Below are 24,493 nucleotides of genomic sequence, written 5' to 3' on the forward strand. Positions count from 1 at the left end.
CCACCATTCCACGCGTCACCAGGGAAGCCTTCCATGCAGTCCCAGAAAATCCAGCAACTCTTCGTTCGTTACAAGATCCTCGCCCTGCTTATCGCGGTGGCGGTGATCTGGGTCTTCTTCCATGTGAAGACCGACCAGGCATTCATCACCCCGAACAATCTTTCCAACCTGTTCCGCCAGATGGCGATCACCGGCATGCTGGCTTGCGGCATGGTGTTCATCATTATCGCCGGCGAGATCGACCTGTCGATCGGCTCGCAGCTCGGGTTGCTCGGTGGCGTCGTCGCCATCCTCACCGTGAACATGGGCTGGGGCACCTGGCCATCCATCGGCGCGGTGTTGGTGCTGGGCATGCTGATCGGCGCGTTCAACGGCTTCGTGGTCACGAAGATGCGGGTGCCATCCTTCATCGTCGGCCTGGGTGGCATGCTCGCCTTCCGCGGCATCGTGCTTTACATCACGGGTAGCTCAACGATCGCGCCGGCGCCGGACGACCTGGTGCAGCTGGGCCAGGGCTTCGTTCCGGTGGGTCTGTCGCAGTGGGTGGGCGGCCTGATCTTCCTCGCCATGGTGGCCATCACGGTGCGCCGCCGCATGCGCCGCACGAAGCTGGGACTGCAGCAGGCTGCGCTCTGGATCGATGTCGTCCGTCTTGTCGTGATCGGGGCCGTGATCTTTGGCTTCATCCGCATGCTCAATGATGCCAACGGCATCCCCATCCCGGTGATGATCCTGCTGGCGTTGCTCGCCGTGTTTACCTACGTTTCCACGCAGACCGTGTTTGGCCGCCACATCTATGCAGTGGGCGGCAACATGGAGGCGACGCGCCTCTCGGGCGTGAACGTCGCCCGGGTGAAGCTGGTGGTCTTCGCGATCATGGGCCTGATGTGCGCCTTCGCTGGCATCATCACCGTGGCGCGTACGGGTTCCGGTTCACCCTCGGCCGGCACGGGCGGTGAGCTGGATGCCATCTCGGCGTGCTTCATCGGCGGCACCTCCATGCGTGGCGGTTCCGGCACGGTCTACGGCGCGCTGATTGGTGCGCTGGTCATGGCCAGCCTCGACAGCGGCATGCAGCTGATGGACGTCGACAACTCGTGGCAGATGATCATCAAGGGCGTGATCCTGGTACTCGCCGTATGGGTCGACGTGCTCTCCGGCAGCAACCGCAACGCCTGATCCCCCACAACTAATCGTAGGAGCCCACCCTGTGGGCGACGCCGTTCGCGATATCGCCACAGGGCCTGTGACGTTTTCGCGAAAGATGTCGCCCACAGGGTGGGCTCCTACGGGTGGCGGGCTACTTCTTGGGTAGGGCCTTGGCCATCTTGTAGTGTTCCTTGATGGTCGGTAGCGTTTCTTTTGCGAAGGCTTTCAGTGCGGGGTTGGAGCCTTTCTCGGCTTCTACCTCGAACATCGCCACGGCCTTCTCGTGGTCGGCGACCATCGTCTTCGCATACTCACGGTCGAAGTCCGTCCCGTTGAGCAGCTTCAGCGCGTTGAGCTCCTTCTGCGCATCCGGCACGGGTTCGGTCGTGGTGCTGTAGCCCTTGTCGCCATTGCGCAGGCTTACCAGCTTGTCATTGGCCTTGGTGTGGTCATCGACCATCTTCTGCGCGAACGCCTTCACCTTGGCCGACGAGGCTTGCTTCACCGCAAGCTGGCTGAGCGCGATCTCGCTGACGTTGGCGCCTGTCGCGTTCTGGTAGAACGCCGCATCGGTGGGCGTGCCGCCCTGGCTGTCCTTCTCCTGGGGCGCGGCTAGCGCGGCGAAGGGCAGGGTGGCAGCGAAGCTGGCCGCGAGCAGCAGGCGCGGGAGGCGAATGGCCATGGGGATGTCTCCGTGTGGAACGACCCCCGGTGTCTCATCCTGCCGATGAAACTGCCGTGACCTGCGCGGGTATGAAACGAAAACGGGCACCCTCGCGGGCGCCCGTCTGAATCGCTATTTACTGTAGGAGCCCACCCTGTGGGCGACATCTTTCGCCACTAGCCCCACACGTCTTGTGGGTCTATCGCGAACGGCGTCGCTCACAGGGTGAGCTCCTACCCGGCAGGCCTTTTAGGCCTTGCGTGCAGCCTTGCCACCCAGACCAGCCGCGTCGCGGAGGAGCTCGGCGCGGTCGGTCTTTTCCCACGAGAAGGCGGTGAAGGTGCTGCCATCGGCGGCCTTCACTTCGTACGGCTTGCGGCCGAAGTGGCCGTAGGATGCCGTCGCCTGGTACATCGGGTGTACGAGGTCGAGCATCTTGATAATGCCGAACGGGCGCAGGTCGAAGTGCTTGCGGACCAGCTTCTCGATCTTGTCGTCCGAGATCTTGCCGGTGCCGAAGGTGGTCACCGAGATCGAGGTCGGCTCGGCCACGCCGATGGCGTAGCTGACCTGGATTTCGCAGCGATCGGCCAGGCCGGCAGCCACGATGTTCTTGGCGACGTAACGCGCGGCATAGGCCGCCGAACGATCGACCTTCGACGGATCCTTACCCGAGAACGCGCCACCACCGTGACGGGCCCAGCCGCCGTAGGTGTCGACGATGATCTTGCGGCCGGTCAGGCCGCAATCGCCCACCGGGCCACCGATCACGAACTTGCCGGTCGGATTGATGTGGAACTTGGTGTCCTTGTGCAGGAGCTTCGCCGGCAGCACCGGCTTCAGGATAAGCTCGCGCACGCCTTCGATCAGGTCCTTCTGCTTCACGCCCGGATCGTGCTGGGTGGAGAGCACGACGGCGTCGATGGCGATGGCTTCACCGGCTTCGTTGTAGCGCAGGGTGACCTGGCTCTTCGCGTCCGGACGCAGCCACGGCAGCGGCGAGTTCTTCTTCTTGCGGATCTTCGCCTGCTGTTCCACCAGGCGGTGGCTCAGGTGGATGGCGGCCGGCATGAACTCGCTGGTTTCGTTGGTGGCGTAGCCGAACATCAGGCCCTGGTCGCCAGCGCCCTGTTCTTCCGGCTTCTTGCGGTCCACGCCCTGGTTGATGTCCGGCGACTGCTTGCCGATCAGGTTCAGCACGCCGCAGGTCTCGCCGTCGAAGCCGACTTCCGAGGAGTCATAGCCGATGTCGAGGATGACCTTGCGGGTGAGCGCTTCGAGGTCGATCCAGGCGCTGGTGGTGATCTCACCCGCGACGATGGCCACGCCGGTCTTCACCAGCGTTTCGCAGGCCACGCGAGCGCGCGGATCCTGCGCCAGAATGGCGTCGAGGACGGCGTCGGAGATCTGGTCGGCGATTTTGTCCGGATGGCCTTCGGAGACCGACTCGGAGGTGAAGAGGTAGTTGCTCATCGCGGGTATATATCCTTCTTTACGGATAAAGAGATAAAAGAGCGCGCCATGATACACGCACCTGTGCCGGTTTGCAGCGGCAAGGGTACGCCCCGAGGGTGACGATTGCATGGACATTCAGCCCCGTCGCCCGCGAACGTGCCTCCTCCGGGCGGGTGGGGTGCTGCGCCGGATCGGGCAAGATTTCATCCCCATTGCGTCGTTGTGATTGTCCTAAATTATTGATTCTCATGACTAACGCTACGCTGGGGCCAAATGCGCCACCATGGCGGCAGGCATCGGGCGGAGGCAGGCATGGCGGAACGGCACATCGTGTTCGCGACGGTGGGGTCACAGGGCGACCTGTTCCCCCTGCTGGCCGTGGGCCAGGAGCTGGTCGCGCGCGGCCACCGCGTGACCGTGGGTGCCCATGCGATCCATCGCGATGCGGTGCTGGATGCCGGGCTGGACTTCGTCATGGCCAGCGGCATCGCCGAGCCGGAGGACAAGGCGGCGTTCGCGGCGCGGGCATTCCATCCGTGGCGCGGACCGCGCTTCGTGGTGCGTGACCTGGCGGCGGCCGATGTGGCGGCGAGCTATCACGCACTGAAAACCTTCTGCGGCGAAGCGGATGCCGTCGTCACGACGACGCTGGCGTTCGCGGGCCAGATCCTGGGCGAGACCTTGCCCGTGGCGTGGTTCTCGGCGGTGCTTTCGCCGTCGGTGTTCCTGTCGCCGTTTGATCCACCGGCTACGGGTGTGGCGTGGCTTGATCGCTGGTTACGTGTGTCGCCGATGCGGGCGCGCGGGCTGGTGCGTCTGGTCGAGACGGTGACGAGCCCGTGGACGGCCGATGTGCGTGCTTTTCGCCGCCATCTGGGGTTGCCACCGGTTGCCGCCGGTGGCGATCCCTTCCATCGAGGGCAGCACGGGCGTGATGGGGTGCTCGCGATGTATTCGCCCGTGCTGGGCGCGTTGCCGCCGGATGCCCCTGCGGGGACGATCATGACGGGGCAGTGCCGCTATCTCCCATCGGCAGATACGCTCGAGGCGGGATTGGCGCGTTGGCTTGATGAGGGGGCGCTCCCCGTCGTCTTCACCCTGGGCTCGGCGGCCGTGCACGCCGGCGAGACCTTTCTCCGCGAGAGCATGGCCGCGGTGCGGCAACTGGGACGTCGCGCCGTCCTGCTCACCGGTTCACCTGTGTTGCGCGAGAAGCTGGGGCCTTTGGACGATGACATCTTGGCTGTGGATTACGCACCCCACGGCGCGCTGTTCTCGCGAGCTTGCGCCGTCGTGCACCACGGAGGCATCGGCACCACCCACGAAGCACTGCGCGCAGGCCGTCCGGCACTCGTTGTGCCCCACGGCTTCGACCAACCCGATAACGCTGCACGCGTGAAACGCCTTGGCGTAGGAGAGATCCTTCCCGCGCGACGCTACGACGCAAACCGCGCCGCGGCGAAGCTGCGCGTTCTGCTCGATGACGCGGCATATGCCACCCGCGCCGCCGCCATCGGCGCATCGCTCCGCGCCGAACACGGCGCCCGCGTGGCCGCCGATACGATCGAAAACGCCATGGAACGCAGAAACCCTCTGTAGGAACGCGCAAGCGCGCTCCTACAAGGGCTTGGTTTTACGCGAATCCAGCAATCGGGTGCGGCGCGTACGCCTCTTCCAACACCTTCATCTCATCCGCCGTCAGCTTCAGGCTCAATGCCGCGACAGCATCATCGAGATGATGCGCCTTCGAGGCGCCGACGATCGGCGCGGTAATCCCCGGCCGCTGCGCCACCCACGCCAGCGCCACCTGCGCGCGCGGCACGCCACGCTCATCGGCGAGCTTCTTCACCGCCGCCACGATCGCGCGATCGGAATCTTCCGTCGCCTTATACAACGTGCCGCCGAACACATCCTTCTCTTGCCGTTCGCTCGACTCATCCCAATCGCGGGTAAGACGGCCACGTGCCAGCGGGCTCCACGGAATCACGCCGATACCCTGGTCCTGGCAGAACGGAATCATCTCGCGCTCTTCTTCGCGCTGGATCAGGTTGTAGTGGTCCTGCATGCTGACGAACTCTGTCCAGCCGTGCAGGCGTGAGGTGTAAACCATCTTCACGAACTGCCACGCGTGCATCGATGATGCGCCGATGTAACGAGCCTTTCCGGCCTTCACGACATCGTGCAGCGCCTCGAGTGTCTCCTCGATCGGCGTATGCGGGTCAAAGCGATGGATCTGCAGCAGGTCGATGTAATCCGTGCCGAGGCGGCCCAGTGAATCATCGACCGACTGGAAAATCGCCTTGCGCGAGAGGCCTCCCGTGTTCGGCGCCTTGCGCCACGGGTAGAACGTCTTGGTGGCGATCACCAGCTCATCGCGCCTCGCAAAATCTTTCAGTGCGCGGCCCACGATCTCTTCCGACGTGCCATCGGAATACATGTTCGCAGTGTCGAAGGTGTTGATGCCGAGATCGAGCGCCTTGCGGATGAAAGGCCGGCTCTGCTCTTCGTCGAGCGTCCAGGCATGGTTGCCGCGCTCGGCCACACCATAGGTCATGCAGCCAAGGATCACCGGCGAAATATCAAGCCCGGTCTTGCCCAACTTCACGTATTGCATGGGGGAACTCCGTGTGGGTCATCAAAGGATGTTGCATAGCGTACATGGCCCTTGAAACCACGAACCCCAACCCCACCTGACAGGGAGCGCTTGCAGCCCCACGGGCCCAGGCGTACGATCCGCCCCCAATTCACCGAGATCCGCCATGTCTGCCTGCAAGCACGCATTGATCCACCTGACTACGAACGCCCCATGGGCGCGTCGCGGGTGCGCGCGCGCCGTGGCAGGCCGTACGCCGTAAGGCGCCGGACCTCGCAGCAACACCAAAAGCACCCGCAAGGGTGCTTTTTTTTTGTCCCGAATTTTCCCGAACCCCGAATTTCCAAGCCCGTTACCGGAGCACCGTGCCATGAAGAACTGCCGCGATCCCCGATCCTGACCCGTCCCCATCCACGCCAGGGGCGACGGGAAAGCCTCGGGGAATGCCTCGCTCGAAGACATGACGTCGAGCCCCTGGCGCCCTGAATGGAACCGTTTAACCATGAGTACCCGCGAAACCACCATCCCCGTCGGCCGTTGGCGCAACCTCGGCATCATCGCCCACGTCGACGCTGGTAAAACCACGCTCACCGAGCGCCTCCTCTATAAGACCGGCACGATCCATCGCACCGGTGAGGTGCACGATGGCGCGACCACCACCGACCACATGGAACTCGAGCGCGAGCGTGGCATCACGATCGGCGCCGCCGCCGTGCGCGCGAACTGGACGCCGGAAGGTGGCCTGCCGCATCGCCTGACGCTGATCGACACCCCGGGACACATCGATTTCGCGATCGAAGTGGAACGTTCGCTGCGCGTACTCGACGGCGCCGTGGTCGTGTTCTCCGGCGTGGCCGGCGTGCAGCCGCAATCCGAAACCGTATGGCACCAGGCGCGCCGGCATGGCGTGCCGCTGATGGCGTTCGTCAACAAGATGGATCGCCCCGGCGCGGATTTCGACGCGACGCTCGAACAGATGCGCGAGAAGCTCGGCGCCAACCCGTGGGTCGTCGCCCAGCCGGTGATCGAGGGTGAACACATCGTGGGCCTCTACGACCTCGTCGCGGAGCGCACCTGGCTGTTCGACGAAAAGGGCACGCCGGTGATCACGCCGTGGACCGACGCGGAACGTGCGATGCATGCGAATGCGCGCGCGGAACTCGTAGCGGCCGTGGCCGACAAGGACGAAGCCCTGGCGGAACTCTGGCTGGCGGAACAACCCATTGATGCGGCCACGCTGACGGCAGCCCTGCGCCGCGGGACGCTGGCGGGCATCGGTCAGCCGGTGCTGCCGGGCTCGGCGTTCCGCAACGTCGGTATCGAGCCGCTGCTGGATGCGTTCGTCGCGTATCTGCCTTCACCGGTGGATCGTCCGTCCGTGGTCGCACACACCGACAAGGGTGATGTGCAGGTCGCGCCCGATGCGAACGCCCCGTTCGCGGCACTCGTGTTCAAGGTGGTGAACCAGTCGCATGGTCCGCTGGCCTTCCTCCGCGTGTATTCGGGGCGCCTGCATGTGGGCGACGCCGTGTGGCATAGCGGCACCGATCGCACGCAGCGCATCGGCCGCCTGGCAGTCGTGCGCGCTGACGACACCGAAGCGGTGGACATCGCCGAGGCGGGCGACATCGTCGCGATCATGGGCTGGAAGGACGTGGCTACCGGTGAAACGCTCGCCGATCCGCACCATGAACTGCGCCTGGAAACCATCCAGGCCCAGCCCGCGGTGTTGTCGTGGCGGCTCTCGCCGGAACGTTCGGCCGACCTGCTCAAGCTCGGCAACGGGCTGGCGCGCCTGGCGCAGGAGGATCCGTCCTTCCGCGTCAGCACCGATCCGGAAACCGGCGAAACCCTCGTCTGGGGCATGGGCGAACTCCATCTGGAAGTGATGGTGGAGCGCCTGCGCCGCGAATGGGGTGTGCAGGTGCGAACGGGTTCGCCGCGCGTGGCTTATCAGGAGACGCCGGCCCGTCCGTCGGGTCCGATCGAAGGCAAGCTCGCGAAGCAGACCGGTGGTAGCGGCCAGTACGCGCGAGTGGTGCTGTCGGTATCGCCGGTAGAAGGCGATGCGAACCGCTACGAGGATCGCACCACGGGTGGCGTGATCCCGAAGCAGTTCCAGTCGGCGGTGCAGAAGGGTGCGGAACAGGCCCTGCTGGAAGGCCCGCGTGGCTTCCCGGTGGTGGGCGCGGAAGTGCTCGTCCTCGATGGCCAGGCGCATGCCGTGGACTCGAACGAAGGCGCGTTCCATCGTGCCGCGCAGATCGCGGTGAAGGCTGCCCTCGAGGCGACCGGTACCGTGCTGCTCGAACCGGTGATGCGCGTATCGGTGACCGCGCCGGGTGTGGCGGTGGGCGATGTGCTGGGCGACCTGCAGCGCCGTGGCGGCCAGATCGTGAACCTGACCGACAAGCAGGAACGCACGGAGATCGAAGCCGATGTGCCGCTGGCCCAGCTCGACGGGTACAGCACCGCGCTGCGTAGCCTGAGCCAGGGCCGCGCCGCCGCGACGGTAGCGTTCCACGCCTACCGCCCGGCCACGGTCCAAGAAGCCCGCAAGCAAGCCTAAAGGCGCACTTGTAGGAGCTCACCCTGTGAGCGACGCCGTTCGCGACGCCGCCACAGGGCCCGCGGCGGGTTGAGGCGAAAGATGTCGCCCACAGGGTGGGCTCCTACAGGGTAGGCTTGGCAACATGCTTACCTATGCCGAAGCACTTGCCGTACTGATGAACGAGGCCCACCCGCTCGAGACCGAGCGGGTGGGCCTTTCCGTGTCCATGGGCCGGATCCTCGCCGAACCGGTGCGCAGCCCGCTTTCACTGCCTTCCTTCGATAACGCTGCGATGGATGGCTTCGCGATTCGCCAGGGCGAGGGCGACCTCCCGGTCGGCGCGGTCTTCACCATCGCCGGCATGCAGGCCGCGGGTGACCACACCACCGCCTACCCAGGCGCCGAGGCATGCGAAATCGCCACGGGTGCCCGCGTACCGGATGGCTTCGATACCGTGATCCCCGTCGAGCGCTGCGAGCGCGATGGTGAACGCGTTCGCCTGCTGCAGGCGGAAAAGCGTGGCCAGAACATCCGCGCAGCCGGAGGTGACGTCGGGCAGGGCGACACGGCGCTTCCCGCCGGCCGGCGTATCGACGCGGCGGCCATCATGCTGCTGGCCGCCTTAGGCATCGAGACGGTGCTCGTGCGGCGCCGCCCGCGCGTGGCCATCATCAACACCGGCAGCGAACTGCACGCGAGCGGTCCCTTGCCGGAAGGCGGCATCCACGATTCGAACGGGCCGTTCCTTGAAGCGATGCTGGCCACGTGGGGCGTCGAACTCCTCGCACGCCACCGGGTTCCGGATACAGGCGATGCCTTCCGCATAGCGGTCGAATCCATGCGCGCCAGCGGTGCCGATCTCATTCTCAGCACGGGTGCCGTTTCAGCGGGCCGCTTTGATTTCGTGCCTTCGGCGCTGGCCGCGATGGGCGCACGCGAGCTCTTCCACAAGGTAGCCATCCGTCCGGGTAAACCGATCCTCGCGGCGCGTTTCGACGGCGGCCCGCTGGTGCTGGGCTTGCCCGGCAATCCCATTGCCGTCGCCGTCGGCCACCGCTTCTTCGTGGCGCCCGTGCTGCGCGCGATGGCCGCGCTACCACCCGAGGTACCCAGCCGCGTGCGTCTCGCCGAGAGCCACGACGTACGTCCCGGCCTGCAGCACTTCGCGCTGGGCCGGCTCGAGGCCGACGAAGCGGGCCGCCAGGTCGCCCGCGTGCAGCGCAACCAGGCCGCTTACCGCATCGTGCCGTTCACGCAGGCCAACGCGTGGCTGACGGCGGACAGTGCCTTTGGCGAGGTCGTCGATGCCTGGCCGCTCGACCCGGCGCACGCGCCGTGATCGGGGTGATCCTCGCCGGCGGCCGTTCGTCGCGCATGGGCGAAGACAAAGCGCTGTTGCGCGTCGGTGAGCGCACGTTGCTCGAGCGCACGCGGGACGTGTTGCTGGAAGCTGGCGCGGGTGCCGTCGTGATCAGCGGTGCAGCGCACGATGGCATCGCCGACCGCTGGCCAGATAAAGGTCCCATCGGCGGCATCGCCAGCGTGGTCGCCGAGCTGATTGATGACGAACTGCTCGTGGTCCCGGTCGACATGCCGCACCTGGATGCCGCCACGCTCGCGCCGCTACGCGATGAGCGGCGCATGCGCGCCACGCGTTGGGCGGGTCATCCGCTGCCTATGCGGCTCAGGCTGGATGGCACCACGCGCGCGGTCCTGGCCGAGTTCGTGGAGCTCGAGGGCAGGGCGTGTTCCGTTTCTGCCTTGCAGGCACGCATCGGCGTCGCCACGCTTTCCCTAGACCAGGTCGACACGACGGCGCTGGCCAACTGCAACACCCCCGATGAATGGCGTGAGGCGAATCCATGAGAGTGCAACTGGAGAACGACACGATCCGTGTCCGCATCGATGAGGATGAACTGGCCGAACTGCTCGGCGATGTCGCCTTGCTCGGTTCCACGGCGTTCGGCCGCGCCTTCACCATGCGCTATGCGATCGACGCTACCGATGCGGGCCATTGCGCGCTGGAGGGCGATGCGCATGAGTGGCGCCTCGCCGTGCCGCGCGCCCAGCTCCTCGACCTCAAGGCACGCCTTCCCAGCAAGGACGGCCTCGTCTTCGACATCCCCGGCCACGACACCGTCGCGACCACCGTCCTCTTCGACGTCGACGTCAAAGACAGCATCAAACGCCGCCGTAACCCCTGACGCCGCCGCACCCCGGACAACGCCGCACCCTTGTAGGAGCGCGCTTGCGCGCGATGGGTGCTTGCGGCAAGCCCCCGATCGCGCGCAAGCGCGCTCCTACAAGGGCGGTTTACATCAAAGCGGGGGGGAATAGATGCGTTCGGGGCGGCTATAGACGTTGAAGCGGCCGGGCCGGGCGAAACCGACCAGGGTAAGGCCGCATTCGGTGGCCAGGCTGACGGCCAGAGCGGTGGGGGCGGAGATCGCAACCAGTACGGTCATGCCCGCCACGGCGGCCTTGGTCACCATCTCGTAGCTCGCGCGGCTGGTGATCAGGGCGAAACCTTCGCGCGGATCGATGCCGCGCCGGGTCATGGCGCCAATCAGCTTATCCAGTGCGTTATGCCGGCCCACGTCTTCGCGCACGACCATCAGCGACCCATCGGCCCGAGCCCATGCCGCGGCGTGTACCGAGCCGGTGAACGCGTTGATCGGCTGCTCCGCCCGGAGCGCTTCGAGGGCGCGTTCGATCGCGTCCGGTGACACGCTCGTGCCCGCGGCAACCGGCCGAGGGCGGCGAATCACATCTTCGAGTTCACGCGTGCCACAGATGCCGCAGCCACTACGTCCAGTCATCTCACGCGCGCCGAACGAGGAGGCCTCGTCAGCCGCCGCTTCGATGGCCACGGCCGTATCGGCCATGGACCCCGCTTCGGCGGCCATGCGTTCAACGGCCGCCATGTTGGCTGCAGCGACGCTGGCATCCGTCGGAGCGCGGGTTCGCACATCGATCGAAATACCCTCGAGCATCTCGTGGATCTCGATCGATTCGATATCGCGCACATCGTCGACGCGGCTTTCCGTCAGCGCGAAACCGCGGGCGAAATCCTCAAGGTCGACCGGCGACGCCATCATCACCGCGAAGGGCTTGCCGTCGAAGTGCAGGGCCACCGGCACCTCTTCCGCCAGGCGGTCCTGGTCCTCGACGCGACGGCCGCGCTCGTAGCGCGTGACGGTGCGCCGTGCGCTACCGGCGGGTGGGGTCAGGTCATGCTGCATGGGTGGCCTTCTTCCGCCGCGGTGAGCCGGCTGGCTCCGTCGATGCCACGATGCGCACCGGTACCGACTTGTAGGTGGGCGTGCCGGAATGGCTATCGTGGTTCTCCAGCGAGATAAGCGCGTTGCCTTCCGGGTAGTACATGGCGACCGAGCCTTCGGCGATGTCGTAAGCGACGGCGGTGAAGCCGCGCACCGCGCGTTGGCGGCCATCCGCGGTGTTGCGCCCGGTGGCGAAGATATCGATGCGGTCGCCATGCTTCAGGCCGCGCGCCGCGAGGTCGCTGGCGTGCATGAACACGACATCGCGCCGGCCGGTGACACCGCGGTAGCGATCGTTGAGGCTATAGATCGTGGTGTTGTACTGGTCGTGCGAGCGGATGGTAGTGAGCATGAGCCCGCCTTCCTCCACGCGGTCGTCTTCATCGAGGCCCCGCGCCAGCAGGAACTGGGCCTTCTTGCTCGGCGTCGCCCAGTCGCGCTCACTGGCGGCGACACGCAGGCGAAAGCCACCCGGCACGTTCACGCGCTTGTTGAAGTCAAAGAAGATCGGGAAGACCTTCTCGATATCGTCGCGAATCAGGTTGTAATCGCCCACCAGCGTGTCCCATGCCACACGGGTGTGCGGAAGAGCAGCCTTTGCGATCCCGGCGACGATCCACGGTTCAGAACGCAGGTGCTCAGAGGCAGGCGTGAGCGTGCCGGCCGAGGCGTGCACCATCGACATGGAATCTTCCACCGTGACGGCCTGCGGGCCGGTGGCCTGTTCGTCCAGTTCGGTACGGCCCAGGCAGGGCAGGATGAAGGATTCCTTCGCCAGCAGCAGGTGCGAGCGATTGAGCTTGGTCGCCACGTGCACGGCGAGATCGAGCTTGCGCATCGCCTGGAAGGTTTCTTCGGTATCCGGCATGGCGACGGCGAGGTTGCCGCCCAGTGCGATCATCGCCTTCGAGCGACCATCGCGGATGGCGAGGAGCGACGCGACCGCATCGTGGCCGTGTTCAACCGGTGGTTCGAAACCGTACGTGCGGCGAATGCCTTCGTTGAGATCGGCGTTCGGCTTCTCGGTGATACCCACCGTGCGATCGCCCTGCACGTTGCTATGCCCACGCAGCGGGCAGATGCCTGCGCCCTGGCGGCCGATATTGCCGCGCATGAGCAGCAGGTTCGCGATCTGCTGGACGTTCTCGGTACCGTGCTGGTGCTGGGTGATGCCCATGCCGTAGCACACGATCACTGCCTTGGCCTTCGCATAGATGGAGGCGGCGTATTCGATTTCGCCGCGGGTCAGGCCACTCGTGCGCTCGATATCGGCCCACTCCGTGCCGCTCACGTCCGCGACCAGCGCATCGAAGCCTTCGGTGTTTTCCGCGATGAACGCGTGGTCGATCACCGGAGGAAGCCCGGCGTCGCGAGCGATGGTGTCCTCCTCCACGAGGTACTTCATCATGCCCTTGAGCACGGCCACATCACCGCCGATCTTCACCTTGTAGTAGGTGGAGGCGATGCGTACCGATTTGCCCGTGAGCATCTCGGACGCGTGCTGCGGCGAGGTGAAGCGTTCGAGGCCACGCTCGGGCATCGGGTTCATGACCACGATGGGGACGCCGCGCAGGGACGCTTCACGCAGCGTGGAAAGCATGCGCGGGTGGTTGGTGCCGGGGTTGTGGCCGATGCAGAAGATGGCATCGCAGTGGTCGAAGTCTTCGAGCAACACCGTGCCCTTGCCCGAGCCCAGCGACTTGGGCAGACCGACGCTGGTGGCCTCGTGGCACATGTTCGAGCAATCGGGGAAGTTGTTGGTGCCGTACTCGCGAACGAACAGCTGGTAGAGGAAGGCCGCTTCGTTCGATGCACGGCCCGAGGTGTAGAACTCGGCCATGTTCGGATTGGGCAGCGCCTGCAGCGCGGCGCCGATACGGCGGAAGGCTTCTTCCCATGCGATCGGCTGGAAGGTATCCGAGCCCGCGTCGTAGGCCATGGGATGGGTCAGGCGGCCCAGGCCCTCGAGCGTGTAATCGCTGAGCTTCCACAGCTCGGCCACGGTGTTCTTTGCGAAGAACTCCGGGCGCACACGCTTGGCGGTGGCTTCCCACGACACGGCCTTGGCACCGTTCTCGCAGAACTCGAACGACGAGGTCTCTTTCGGATCGGGCCACGCGCAGCCGGGGCAGTCGAAACCATGCGGCTGGTTCACCTTGTGCAGGGCGATGGATTCGCGCGCGATCGCCATTTGCCCACTCAGGGCACGGGCCACGGCGCCGAGGGCACCCCACCCGCCAGCAGGGCCGTCGTAATCGTCGATGCCGGGGACGCGCTTGTCGCTCATGGGCCTGATTCACAAGAGGTTCTGGTGTGCCGCCATTCTACGCCGGGCGCTCGGGGCGAAATAAACAGCCGCGTAAGGAAAGAACAAAAGATTCACGCGGATTTTTCGCTTGAACCCCCAACCTCCGCGCCGCTCGGCGTCCCTCCCCAGGCGCCACGGAACCCTCGCTATGTCCATGCCACAGTCCCGGCTTGCGGCCGTCCACGCGTGCGCCCCGGCCCCGCGCGGCCTTGCCATTGGCGATATGCGTGGCCATGGGCGGGTGACCGCTGATGCCGCGCTTGCCTCGCTGGCACTCGATCGTCAGGCGGGGCTGCTGCGCCCATCCCATCCGGAGCGGGCGTTGCTGAGCCTGCAGATGGATGGGGATGTGCATTGGGTGAGTGCTTATGTGCCCGGCACGAACGTGCTGGAGACCGTGGGCCACGCCGAGGGCGCCGAACTGCGCGTGGCCGACTTCATGGCCGTGGCCGAGGGCCGGCCGGGCCAGGCCGAGGCCGTGGCGGCGGGCCGTTTCGTCCGCATCATCACCTGCACCGAAGGCGAGGCCTCGTTCCGCCTCGTCTGCGCGGCGCAACTCGCCTCGGCGGGCAAGCACGAGGCCCAGGCGGTCGATGGCTGGTATCTCGCGAGCTCCCGGCCGCTGGGCACGGGCGCCGACGTGGTCGCCACGCACGTGCGCCTGGCGGCGGGCGAAAGCGTCGCCTTCGTCATCAGCGGCACGCCGCTGGAAGGCGGCCCTGCGCTTTCCGCGACCGCCCTGCATGCGCTGGGCGAGACCATTCATTACTGGACCTGGTGGAGCGACCGCTGCCGTTACAAGGGCGAGGATTTCGATCAGCGCCTGCGTGACGCGCTGGGGCTGAAGCTTGCCTTCGGCGAGGGCACGTTCCATGCCGACGAGCCGGGCGTGGCCGGCTTCATGCCCGCCCCCCTGGGCAACGCCACCCGGGCCGCGGCCACCTTCCTTGCGCTGGGCTACCGCGGCGAGTGCGCGGCCTTGCTGGTCCAGGCCTATGGTACGGAAGGCAGTGTTCACGACCGCTGGTCGTCCGATGCGCTGTTCCGCCAGACGCTCGAGGCTTACGTGCTGCGCTACGGCACACTAGGCCTCCCGGACGTCCTCCGCGCCGCCGCCGAGGCGCAAGAATCCATTGTGCAATGCACAAAATGCATGGCGTAAGCCGAAACATGCATAACGTGCATACCTGAAAGGCGGCGTATCGCGTTGTTCCCACGGGGCGGGGCCGCCAGCATCGCCCCCGCTTTCGCCGATTCAACGGCATGGGGACCTGATTCGATGACGCTACGCCGCACCACGCTCGCCCTTCTTGCCGCGCTCGCCGCTTCCGGCGCCGTCGCGCAGACCACGCCCGATAACGATACCCAGGCGCCGCGCCAGGCCACGCCGGCCACGCCGGACGCGCCGAAGGGTAAGCAAGGCCCCGTCGACAAGCTTCGCGACGAAGGTATTTCGCTTCGCTTTGTCTGGGCGAACGATTGGGCAGCCAGCGTGCGCGGTGGCGAGCGACTCGGTGCGACCAATGGCGGTGGCGCCGTCGGCGGTGCCGATTTCGATATGGCCAAGCTTGCCGGTATCGAAGGCGGCAAGATCCACCTCACCTTTTCGCGCTATTACGGCCACAGCGTCGCCGCCGACGATATCGGCGTGCTGCAGAAGATCCAGGGCTACTGGTATCCCAAACGCCAGTGGGAACTGGCCCAGCTGACCTGGGAACAGGACTTCAAGGCGAGCCACATCAATGTGCTGGCCGGTCGGATCAATGCCACCTGGCAGTTCGGCCGCTCGACGTACGGTTGCCGCTTCGTGAGCGCACCGGATTGCCCGTACCAGCTCACCAACACCTCGGGCGGTTTCACCGGCTTCCCGTACGTGAACTGGGGCGCGCGCGTGAAATACCAGCCGGATGCGCGCTATGTGTCGATCGGCGCGTTCGAGATCAACCCGGAGCGCCGTAACAACAACGGCCTGAACTTCGGCCTCAACGATTCCACCGGCGTGCTGATCCCCGTCGAAGTGGGTTACGAAACCAGCTTCAAGACCGACCCGTATCCGAAGCACCTGAAGATTGGTGGCTGGTACAACTCCGCACCGTTCACCGATCCGGAACTCAACACGAAGGGCCTGCACCGCGGCCTCGTGGGCGGTACCGCGCGAAGCTACGACGGCGGCCGTTACGGCGTGTATGTGCTCGCCGACAAGGTGGTGTACAAGCCCGACCCAAACAGCGATACGCGTAACCTCGCCGTTTTCGCTTCCGCCACCGGCCCGCTGGATAACGCGGAAAACTACACGCTGCAGTCGACGGGTGGTTTCCTCTGGACCGGCCTGTCGAGCGCCCGCCCGACCGACTCTATTGGCCTCCAGGCCACCTGGTTCCGTTTCAGCCGCAAGGCGGTGGGTTTCGAGGATGACCTGATCACCAGGAACAAGGGTGACGGGCACTTCAAGCGCGATGAGCTGATGACCGAGCTCAATTACACCTACAAGCTAACCCCAGCGCTGCGGATCACGCCGAACCTGCAGTACATCGTGCACCCCGATGTCCTGGGCAATACGGTGGGCGTCAAGCGCGTACCGGCGAATGCGCTGGTGATCGGCCTGCGCGTCATGCTTTGGCTTGGCGGCCCCGGCAGCCAGTAAAACCCCCATAATCGAGTGACCCAGGCTGCCGCGCGCCGTGACCTTGGATCTGAAACATCTCCAGAGCTTCATCCGTATCGTCGAATTCGGCAGCCTCACGCGTGCCGCGGCGACCCTCGATGTCTCGCAATCGCTGCTCAGCCGCCAGGTGCGCCAGCTCGAAATCGAGCTGGGCACCCACCTGCTGGAGCGCAACGGACGCGGCGTGGTGCCCACCGAAGCGGGACGTGAACTCGTGGAGCATGGCCGCGGCATCCTGCGCCAGGTGGAGGTGGCCCGGCTTTCGCTGGGCCAGAGCCGCGGCGTCTACGCCGGCAAGCTGGCCATCGGCCTGCCCCCCAGCGTGGGCTCCGCACTGACCGTCGAACTGGTGATGCGCTTCCGCGAGCGCTATCCGCAGGCCCAGATCAGCGTGGTCGAAGCGCTCAGCGCGAGCTTGCTGGAATGGCTGCAGCTGGGCCGCCTGGATTGCGCACTGCTCTACAACCCCGCGGTGAACGCGAACATGCGTTTCCGCCACGTGCATTCCGAAGAACTCAACCTCATCGGCACCACGCGCGACGGGCGGACGCTGCCCGACGCGGTACCGCTGGGCACGCTGGGCCAGTACCCGCTGATTATCCCTTCGCCGCTGCATTCGGTACGCCAGCTCATCGAAGCCGATGCCGCGCGTTACGGTGTGGCACTCGATATCCGCCTGGAAATCGATTCCGTGCGCTCGTTGCTCGATCTGGTGGAGCGGGGCGTGGGCTACGGCGTGCTTTCGCGCAACGCATTGCTCAGCCGCCGTGGCGAGCACGACCTGCGTGCGGCGCCCATCGTCATGCCGCAGATCAGTACCCGTCTCGTGGTGGCCACGCCCACCCAGCGCCCGACCAGCGCCATTACCGAAAAGGCGTTGGAGATCGTCGACGAGCTGATCAGCGAAGGCCGGCTCAACCCCGGTCGCTAGGTTGTGCAATGCAACAATTGCATGCGATAGGCAAAGGCATGCAATTCACGCATAACTGAAAGGCGGCGTATCGCGTTGTTCGGGCAGCCCGGGGTGAGGACCATCGTCCCTGTTCCTGGCATAGCGTGATGCAAACCCGATGTCGCACGAAATTCCCTGCTGGTACATGCGCGGCGGCACCTCCAAGGGGCCGTTCTTCCGCGCCGCCGACCTTCCCGCCGATACCGCAACCCGCGATGCCGTGATCCTCGCCGCGATGGGCTCTCCCGATGAGCGCCAGATCGATGGCCTCGGCGGCGCCAAGCCGCTGACCAGCAAGACCGGCATCCTCTCGATCCCGACCGATGGCGCGGCCGATCTCGATTTCCTGTTCGGCCAGGTGGGTATCGCCGAGGGCAAGGTGGATACCACGCCGAACTGCGGCAACATGCTTGCGGCGGCGCTGCCGGCAGCCATCGAAGCCGGGCTTCTCGAAGCCGATGAAGGCACGACCACCCGCCGGGTCCGCACCGTCAACACCGGGGTGATCGCCGAGATCACGATCCAGACCCCCGGCCGTCGCCCGGTCTATGACGGCGACGCGCGTATCGATGGCGTACCGCGTCCGTCCGCACCGGTGACCTGTGGGTTCCTCGACACCGAGGGCTCGCTCGCCGGCGCGCTGCTGCCCACGGGCAACCTGCGCGACATCCTCGATGGCGTCGAAGTCACGCTGATCGATAACGGCATGCCGGTGATGCTGATCGCTGCCGCCGACCTCGGCATCACAGGTGAAGAAAAGCCGGCCGACCTCGATGCGGACGCCGCGCTCAAAGCGCGCATCGAAGCGCTGCGCCTTAAAGCCGGTCCGCTGATGAACCTCGGCGATGTCTCCGGCAAGCCGGTGCCCAAAATTACCCTGGTATCGAAGCCGCGCCACGGCGGCGCGCTCGGTACGCGCACGTTCATTCCGCACGATTGCCACACGTCGATCGGCGTTCTTGGTGCGGTCACCGTGGCAACCGCCGCGGTGATGCCTGGCACCGTCGCCGCCGATGTCGCGGTGGCCGGGCAGGGCGACGCACGCACCTTGTCCATCGAACACCCCACCGGCGAATTCAGCGTGGAACTCGGCCTGGAAAACGGCCGTGTCGTCCGCGCCGCCTTGCTCCGCACCGCCCGCCTGCTCATGCGCGGCACGGTGCCGGTTTCCCCTTCGATCTGGTCCGGCCCCGCCGGCTGATACCCTCCCACGGAGTTCTATCCCCATGTCCGAGAACAAGACTGCGCTGATCGTCAGCGCCCATTCCGCTGACTTCGTCTGGCGCGCCGGCGGTGCTATCGCCCTGCATGCCGAGCAAGGCTGGAAAGTGCATATCGTCTGCCTCTCGTTCGGCGAGCGCGGTGAATCCGCGAAGCTGTGGCGCCAGCCTGGCATGACGATGGACAAGGTGAAGACCGACCGCCGCGCCGAAGCGCAGGAAGCCGCAGGCATCCTCGGCGCGAGCGTGGAGTTCCTCGATATCGGCGACTACCCGATGCGCGCCGATCTCGATGTTGTCTTCCACCTGGCGAAGGTCTACCGCGAACTGCGCCCCTCGTTCGTGCTCAGCCATTCGCTGAAGGACCCGTACAACTTCGACCACCCGCTCGCCACGCATATCGCCCAGGAAGCACGCGTCGTCGCGCAGGCGCACGGCCACGATCCCGAAGTGCCGGTGATCGGCGCGCCGCCGGTGTACCTGTTCGAGCCGCACCAGCCGGAGCAGTGCGAGTGGAAGCCGGAGCTGTTCCTCGACATCAGCTCGGTGTGGGAAAAGAAGCAGGCCGCGTTCGAAACCATGCGTGCCCAGGAGCACCTGTGGGAGTACTACACCCGCGTAGGCCTCCAGCGCGGCGCCCAGGCGACGCGTAACTCCGATTTCAAGATCAAGTACGCCGAGGCGTTCCAGCGCGTGTTCCCGCACGTGACCCAGGGCACGCTGGCATGATGGGCGTCGTGGTTCGCAACCGTCCCTCCATCACGCCGGAACAGGCCGATACGCTCGCCTCCATGGGCGTGGCTACCGTGCACGAGGCCCAGGGCCGCGTGGGGCTGTTCCTGCCGCCGATCACGCCGATCCAGCAGGATCGCGCCATCGCCGGCTCGGCCGTCACCGTGCTGGCCCAGCCGGGCGATAACTGGATGCTGCACGTGGCGGTGGAGCAGTGCCGTCCCGGCGATGTGCTCGTCGTGGCCTGCACCACCGAGAACACCGATGGCATGTTCGGGGACCTGCTCGCCACCTCACTGATGGCGCGCGGGGTCGTCGGCCTGGTGATCGATGCGGGTGTGCGCGATAGCGCCGAGCTGCGCCGCATGGGCTTCCCCGTGTGGGCCAAAGCCGTGCATGCGCGTGGCACCGTCAAGGCGACGCTCGGCTCGGTGAATGTGCCGGTGGTGATCGGCGGCCAGCTTGTGAAGGCCGGCGATGCGATCGTGGCCGATGATGATGGCGTCGTCGTGGTGCCGCACGCCTCGGTCGAACGCGCCATCGCGGCCTCGCGCAAGCGCGTGCTCAACGAAGAAGCCAAGCGCGAACGCCTTGCGGCGGGCGAGCTGGGCCTGGATATTTACGAAATGCGCCCGCGCCTGGCGGAAGCCGGCCTGCGCTATGTGGACGACCTGCCGAATGAATAATCCGCTCAAGGGCTGCCTGCCGCCCGACCCGAACCCGACCAGGCCGCTGCAGGCGATGCCGCCGAAATCGTGCGACGCGCACTGCCATGTGTTCGGTCCGGCCGATCGCTTCCCGTACGCCCCGGATCGCAGCTACACGCCGCCGGACGCACCGTACGAACACCTCGTGGCCTTGCACGATTTCCTCGGCTTCGACCGCGGTGTGATCGTGCAGGCGAGCTGCCATGGTACCGATAACACGGCGATGCTCGACGCCATCGCGCGCAGCAACGGCCGCTACAAGGGCGTGGCCATCGTCGATGACGGTATCGACGAGAAGGGCCTCGCGGTGCTCAACGACGGCGGCGTGCGGGCCGTGCGTTTCAACTTCGTCCAGCACCTGGGTGGCCGCCCGGACATGAAGGTGTTCTGGCGCGTGCTCGACCGCGTGGCCGAGATGGGCTGGCACGTGGTGCTGCACCTGGATGCGCAGGACATCGTGGAACTGCAGGATGTGCTGGCGAAGATCCGTGTACCCTTCGTCATCGACCACATGGGCCGCGTGCAGGCCGCGAAGGGCGTGGAGCAGGAGCCGTTCCGCCTGCTGCTGGCGCTTATGCGCGATAATCCGCTGGCCTGGGTCAAGGTGTGCGGCGCCGAGCGCGTCTCGGTAGGCAAGCGCCCGTTCGATGATGCCATCCCGTTCGCCCAGGCCTTGATCGAGGCGGCACCGGATCGCGTGCTGTGGGGTACCGATTTCCCGCATCCGAACATTTCCAAGGATATGCCGAACGATGGTGGCCTCGTGGACCTGATGTTCCGCTTCTGCCCCGACGAGGCCCTGCGCCACCGCCTGCTCGTGGATAACCCCGCGCGCCTGTACGACTTCGCCTGAAGAGCGTGACCATGCCCAATACCACCGCCCTCCCGCCAGCGCGCCCGCGCAAGCCGCTCTATCGCCAGCTCTACGTGCAGGTGCTGGTGGCGGTGGTCATTGGCGTCATCCTCGGTTACCTCTCGCCGAAGTACGCCGTGGCCATGAAGCCCTTCGGTGATGCGTTCATCGCGCTGATCCGGATGGTGATTGGCCCGATCATCTTCTGCACGGTGGTCACCGGTATCGCCGGCATGCGCGATATGCGCAAGGTCGGCCGTGTGGGAGGCAAGGCGCTGCTGTATTTCGAGGTTATCTCGACGGTGGCGCTGTTCTTCGGCCTGGTGGCGGGTCACATCTTTCATCCTGGCTCGAGTTTCAACGTCGATCCCTCCACGCTGAAGTCGAATGAAGTCGCTTCGTTCGTGGCCCAGGGCCACAACATCGAATCAATCGATTTCCTGCTCAGCATCATCCCTACGACGTTTGTTAACGCGTTCGCCAAGGGCGATGTGCTGTCGATCCTGCTGATTTCCGTGCTGTTCGGCTGCGCACTGGCCGCTACGGGTGAGCGGGGCAAGCCGGTCTATGACGTGATCGAAGCCGGCGCGCAGGTGTTCTTCAAGATCGTCCACTACATCACGGCGGTGTCGTCGATCGGTGCGTTCGGTGCCATTGCCTTTACGATCGGCAAGTACGGCGTGGTCGCACTCGTGCCGCTCATGGAGCTGATCGGCAGCTTCTACGTCGTGTGCATCATCTTCGTGGTACTGATCCTCGGCATCGTCGGGCGTATCTGCGGGTTCAGCATCATTCGCTTCTGCGGTTACATCCGGGACGAACTGCTGATCGTGCTGGGCACGTCGTCGTCCGAAGTGGTGCTGGCCCCGCTCATGCGCAAGATGGAAGAAGCCGGTTGCCCGAAGGAAACGGTGGGCCTGGTCGTCCCGACCGGCTACTCGTTCAACCTTGATGGCACGAACATCTACCTGACGATGTCGATCCTGTTCATTGCCCAGGCGCTGAACATCGACCTGACCATCGAGCAGCAGATCACCGTGGCCATCGTGGGCATGCTCACCTCGAAAGGCGCTTCCGGCGTGGCCGGCGCGGCGCTGGTGATGCTCGCCTCCACGCTCAGCGTGGTACCGGTCGTCCCGGTCGCCGGCATGGTGCTGATCCTCGGCATCCACCGCTTCCTCGGCACCGGGCTGGCCATGACCAATCTCGTCGGCAACGGCGTGGCAGCGATCGTGGTCTGCGCGTGGGAAAAAGAACTCGACCGCGAGAAGCTCGCCGCGGCCCTGAAGAAAGCCTGATCTTCGCCCTTGTAGGAGCGCGCTTGCGCGCGATCACCCGCCGCCTCACCGCTTCGTGAGGCGATCGCGCGCAAGCGCGCTCCTACAGGGGAATGGCAGGGCCGGCGGGCCCATTGTCGCTTCACAGGCAACACCCTATGTCCCCTCCCGAGGCTACCGCCGCCGTGCGGTAAGGGCCTAACCTGCCGTTGTAGGAGCGCGCTTGCGCGCGATCCGCGACTACGCAACAGGTAAGCCCCCCATGAGAATCGTCGTGATAGGCGGTACCGGCCTGGTCGGCCGGCAGGTCGTTGCGCTCCTGGCCGCACGGGGCCACGAAGCCATCGCGGCATCCCGTGCGACGGGTGTGGACATCGTCACCGGTGTCGGCTTGCACGAGGTCCTGCGCGGCGCGCAGGTGGTGATCGACGCAAGCAATTCGGAAGCGCCTTATGGCGAGTCTTCCTATGCGTTCTTCAGCGCAGGTGCTCGCCACTTATTGGCGGCCGAAGCACAGGCCGGTGTGCGGCACCACGTGTCGATTTCCGTGGTAGGCACCGATCGCCTGCGTTCGAGTCCGTACTTCCGTGGCAAGGCGGCGGCCGAAGACATGATCCGCGCGTCCGGCGTCCCGTACACCATCTTGCACGCGACGCAGTTCTATGAATTCCTGCTGGCGATCATCGAGGCCAGTGGAGTGGCTGCGCAGGCGTTGCGGCTCTCGCCCGCGTATATCCAGCCGGTGGCATCGCGGGATGTCGCGGAAGCGCTGGCGCAGATCGCGTGTGGGCGGCCGCTGAATGCCACGGTTGAGCTGGCCGGCCCCGAGCGCGAGCGATTGTCGGTCATCGTAAAGCGCTTTCTGGAAGACATCGAATCACCCTACGAGGTGGTCGTCGACGCGGCGGAGCCGTATTTCGGCGCCGTCTTGGAAGAATCCTCCCTGGTTCCCTGCGCAGCGGCACAAACATGTACGGTCGGCTTCGCGACCTGGCTGCACGAATCCGAGTACGCTCGGGCTCATTGGTAGCGAGTACGGGCCCATGAAACGCATCCTCCTGCAGTCCACCATTCCCACGACGGCCGACGACTGGCATATCGGACGCTTCTCGCTGTTGCGCGAGACGCTGGCGAGCATCCGCGGCGAGGACGGCCAGGCATTGTTCGACGTCACCGCGCGCGATCGGGGGCCGGTCGACGCGCCGGATCCGGTGCTCGCCACGCTCGATACATCAGGCTACGACCAGGTGTGGCTCTTCGCCGTGGATGTCGGGGATGGCTTGAGCCCCGAGGATTGCGAAGCGATCGGTCGCTTCCGGCAGCGTGGCGGCGGCCTGTTCGTCGCCCGCGATCACATGGACCTGGGGAGCTCCGTGTGCACGCTGGGTGGCATTGGCGCCGCGCACTTTTTCCATTCAAGGAACCAGGAGCCTGATCCATCGCGGCATCAGATCGACGATACCGTGACCACGAATATCTCCTGGCCCAATTACCACTCGGGCGCCAACGGCGATTTCCAGACGATCGAAGTGGACGGGCCGGTGCATCCCGTGTTGCGTGATAGCGCCGCGGCAGATGGCGCGCTGCGGCTCCTTCCTGCGCATCCGCACGAAGGCGCGGTGGGGAAGCCGGACAACGACGCCACCGCACGCGTCATCGCGACCGGGCGAAGCCAGGTGAGCGGTCGGCGCTTCAACATCGCCGTCGCTTTCGAGCCGCATGATGGCAACGGCCCTGCGATTGCCGAATCCACGTTCCATCACTTCGCCGACTACAACTGGGACCCGTCGCTCGGCTGCCCAAGCTTCGTGAGCGAAGCGCCCGGTGACGGTATTGCGGGCTCACCCGAAGCACAGCGCTCCATCCGCCTCTACGCGGAAAACATCGCGCGCTGGCTCGCACGCCTCCCGACCTGACGCGCAGAACCTCACAGCTCGTTCGCACCGCCCTGTAGGAGCCCACCCTGTGGGCGACATCTTTCGCGACGGCGCTGAAGACCCTGCGGCTTTTTCGCGAACGGCGTCGCCCACAGGGTGGGCTCCTACAAAAAAGGGGCGGGGAGCGGTGTGAGGAAAAAGGGCGGGGA

At 65.7% G+C, this 24,493-nt stretch carries 21 protein-coding genes; 16 read left to right on the forward strand and 5 right to left on the reverse strand.

All coding sequences use genetic code 11. The features are described from left to right. The first annotated feature begins 33 nt into the window (after window positions 1-33). Entirely contained in the window at window positions 34-1,179 is a 1,146-nt protein-coding gene (locus tag L2Y96_RS03805; RefSeq protein WP_247332510.1) for a sugar ABC transporter permease, read from the forward strand. A 121-nt stretch (window positions 1,180-1,300) separates the two neighbouring features. Here L2Y96_RS03805 and L2Y96_RS03810 read toward each other — a convergent pair whose 3' ends face one another. After that, window positions 1,301-1,831 (reverse strand): DUF4142 domain-containing protein, encoded by a 531-nt coding sequence (locus L2Y96_RS03810; RefSeq protein ID WP_247332513.1) that lies wholly within the window; start codon window positions 1,829-1,831, stop codon window positions 1,301-1,303. 231 nt (window positions 1,832-2,062) lie between these two features. Next, entirely contained in the window at window positions 2,063-3,286 is a 1,224-nt protein-coding gene (gene metK, locus L2Y96_RS03815; RefSeq protein WP_247332533.1) for a methionine adenosyltransferase, read from the reverse strand. A 294-nt stretch (window positions 3,287-3,580) separates the two neighbouring features. Between metK and L2Y96_RS03820 the strand changes: the two genes are divergently transcribed. Next, on the forward strand, window positions 3,581-4,867 hold the full coding sequence (locus tag L2Y96_RS03820) for a glycosyltransferase (RefSeq protein ID WP_247332551.1): 1,287 nt from the start codon (window positions 3,581-3,583) through the stop codon (window positions 4,865-4,867). A gap of 34 nt (window positions 4,868-4,901) precedes the next feature. Here the strand turns inward: L2Y96_RS03820 and L2Y96_RS03825 are convergent, their stop codons facing one another. After that, window positions 4,902-5,882 carry an aldo/keto reductase gene (locus L2Y96_RS03825; RefSeq protein WP_247332554.1) on the reverse strand — a complete coding sequence of 327 codons (981 nt, stop codon included), beginning with the start codon at window positions 5,880-5,882 and terminating at the stop codon, window positions 4,902-4,904. A gap of 481 nt (window positions 5,883-6,363) precedes the next feature. Between L2Y96_RS03825 and fusA the strand changes: the two genes are divergently transcribed. The 4 genes from fusA to L2Y96_RS03845 all read left to right on the forward strand — a co-directional run bounded on the left by fusA (window position 6,364) and on the right by L2Y96_RS03845 (window position 10,616). Beyond that, window positions 6,364-8,430 (forward strand): elongation factor G, encoded by a 2,067-nt coding sequence (gene fusA, locus L2Y96_RS03830; protein ID WP_247332557.1) that lies wholly within the window; start codon window positions 6,364-6,366, stop codon window positions 8,428-8,430. 124 nt (window positions 8,431-8,554) lie between these two features. Beyond that, complete coding sequence (locus tag L2Y96_RS03835) at window positions 8,555-9,751, forward strand: molybdopterin molybdotransferase MoeA (RefSeq protein ID WP_247332559.1); 1,197 nt, start codon at window positions 8,555-8,557, stop codon at window positions 9,749-9,751. Beyond that, on the forward strand, window positions 9,748-10,278 hold the full coding sequence (gene mobA, locus L2Y96_RS03840) for a molybdenum cofactor guanylyltransferase (RefSeq protein WP_247332562.1): 531 nt from the start codon (window positions 9,748-9,750) through the stop codon (window positions 10,276-10,278). The genes L2Y96_RS03835 and mobA overlap by 4 nt, the downstream gene beginning before the upstream one ends. After that, window positions 10,275-10,616 carry a hypothetical protein gene (locus L2Y96_RS03845; protein ID WP_247332565.1) on the forward strand — a complete coding sequence of 114 codons (342 nt, stop codon included), beginning with the start codon at window positions 10,275-10,277 and terminating at the stop codon, window positions 10,614-10,616. The genes mobA and L2Y96_RS03845 overlap by 4 nt, the downstream gene beginning before the upstream one ends. 114 nt (window positions 10,617-10,730) lie before the next feature. Here L2Y96_RS03845 and fdhD read toward each other — a convergent pair whose 3' ends face one another. Continuing rightward, complete coding sequence (gene fdhD / locus L2Y96_RS03850; protein ID WP_247332584.1) at window positions 10,731-11,654, reverse strand: formate dehydrogenase accessory sulfurtransferase FdhD; 924 nt, start codon at window positions 11,652-11,654, stop codon at window positions 10,731-10,733. Next, entirely contained in the window at window positions 11,644-13,980 is a 2,337-nt protein-coding gene (locus L2Y96_RS03855) for an FdhF/YdeP family oxidoreductase (RefSeq protein ID WP_247332587.1), read from the reverse strand. The genes fdhD and L2Y96_RS03855 overlap by 11 nt, the downstream gene beginning before the upstream one ends. Window positions 13,981-14,149: 169 nt before the next feature. Here L2Y96_RS03855 and L2Y96_RS03860 point away from each other — a divergent pair, with 169 nt between their 5' ends. From L2Y96_RS03860 to L2Y96_RS03905, 10 genes are all read left to right on the forward strand, one after another. Further along, window positions 14,150-15,163: a glycoside hydrolase family 15 protein gene (locus L2Y96_RS03860; RefSeq protein WP_247332590.1), complete on the forward strand. Its 1,014-nt coding sequence runs from the start codon at window positions 14,150-14,152 to the stop codon at window positions 15,161-15,163. Between the two features lie 117 nt (window positions 15,164-15,280). Further along, window positions 15,281-16,645 carry a carbohydrate porin gene (locus L2Y96_RS03865; protein WP_247332593.1) on the forward strand — a complete coding sequence of 455 codons (1,365 nt, stop codon included), beginning with the start codon at window positions 15,281-15,283 and terminating at the stop codon, window positions 16,643-16,645. A 37-nt stretch (window positions 16,646-16,682) separates the two neighbouring features. Next, the gene (locus L2Y96_RS03870) at window positions 16,683-17,597 is read left to right on the forward strand and encodes a LysR substrate-binding domain-containing protein (RefSeq protein WP_247332595.1); all 915 of its coding nucleotides are present in this window, start codon (window positions 16,683-16,685) and stop codon (window positions 17,595-17,597) included. Window positions 17,598-17,736: 139 nt separating this feature from the next. Then, a complete protein-coding gene (locus tag L2Y96_RS03875; RefSeq protein WP_247332598.1) occupies window positions 17,737-18,819 on the forward strand; it encodes a 4-oxalomesaconate tautomerase in 1,083 nt (360 codons plus the stop codon). Window positions 18,820-18,844: 25 nt separating this feature from the next. Next, window positions 18,845-19,567: a PIG-L deacetylase family protein gene (locus tag L2Y96_RS03880; protein WP_247332601.1), complete on the forward strand. Its 723-nt coding sequence runs from the start codon at window positions 18,845-18,847 to the stop codon at window positions 19,565-19,567. Next, window positions 19,567-20,256 (forward strand): 4-carboxy-4-hydroxy-2-oxoadipate aldolase/oxaloacetate decarboxylase, encoded by a 690-nt coding sequence (locus L2Y96_RS03885; protein WP_247336893.1) that lies wholly within the window; start codon window positions 19,567-19,569, stop codon window positions 20,254-20,256. The genes L2Y96_RS03880 and L2Y96_RS03885 overlap by 1 nt, the downstream gene beginning before the upstream one ends. Continuing rightward, window positions 20,249-21,130 carry an amidohydrolase family protein gene (locus tag L2Y96_RS03890; RefSeq protein WP_247332604.1) on the forward strand — a complete coding sequence of 294 codons (882 nt, stop codon included), beginning with the start codon at window positions 20,249-20,251 and terminating at the stop codon, window positions 21,128-21,130. The genes L2Y96_RS03885 and L2Y96_RS03890 overlap by 8 nt, the downstream gene beginning before the upstream one ends. An 11-nt stretch (window positions 21,131-21,141) precedes the next feature. Beyond that, window positions 21,142-22,428 (forward strand): dicarboxylate/amino acid:cation symporter, encoded by a 1,287-nt coding sequence (locus L2Y96_RS03895; RefSeq protein ID WP_247332606.1) that lies wholly within the window; start codon window positions 21,142-21,144, stop codon window positions 22,426-22,428. A gap of 202 nt (window positions 22,429-22,630) precedes the next feature. After that, window positions 22,631-23,437, forward strand: coding sequence for an SDR family oxidoreductase (locus L2Y96_RS03900; RefSeq protein ID WP_247332609.1), 807 nt, complete (start codon window positions 22,631-22,633; stop codon window positions 23,435-23,437). Window positions 23,438-23,450: 13 nt separating this feature from the next. Continuing rightward, a complete protein-coding gene (locus L2Y96_RS03905) occupies window positions 23,451-24,323 on the forward strand; it encodes a hypothetical protein (protein WP_247332611.1) in 873 nt (290 codons plus the stop codon). Window positions 24,324-24,493 lie beyond the last annotated feature (170 nt).

This window comes from Luteibacter aegosomaticola, assembly GCF_023078475.1.
GTDB lineage: Bacteria > Pseudomonadota > Gammaproteobacteria > Xanthomonadales > Rhodanobacteraceae > Luteibacter > Luteibacter aegosomaticola.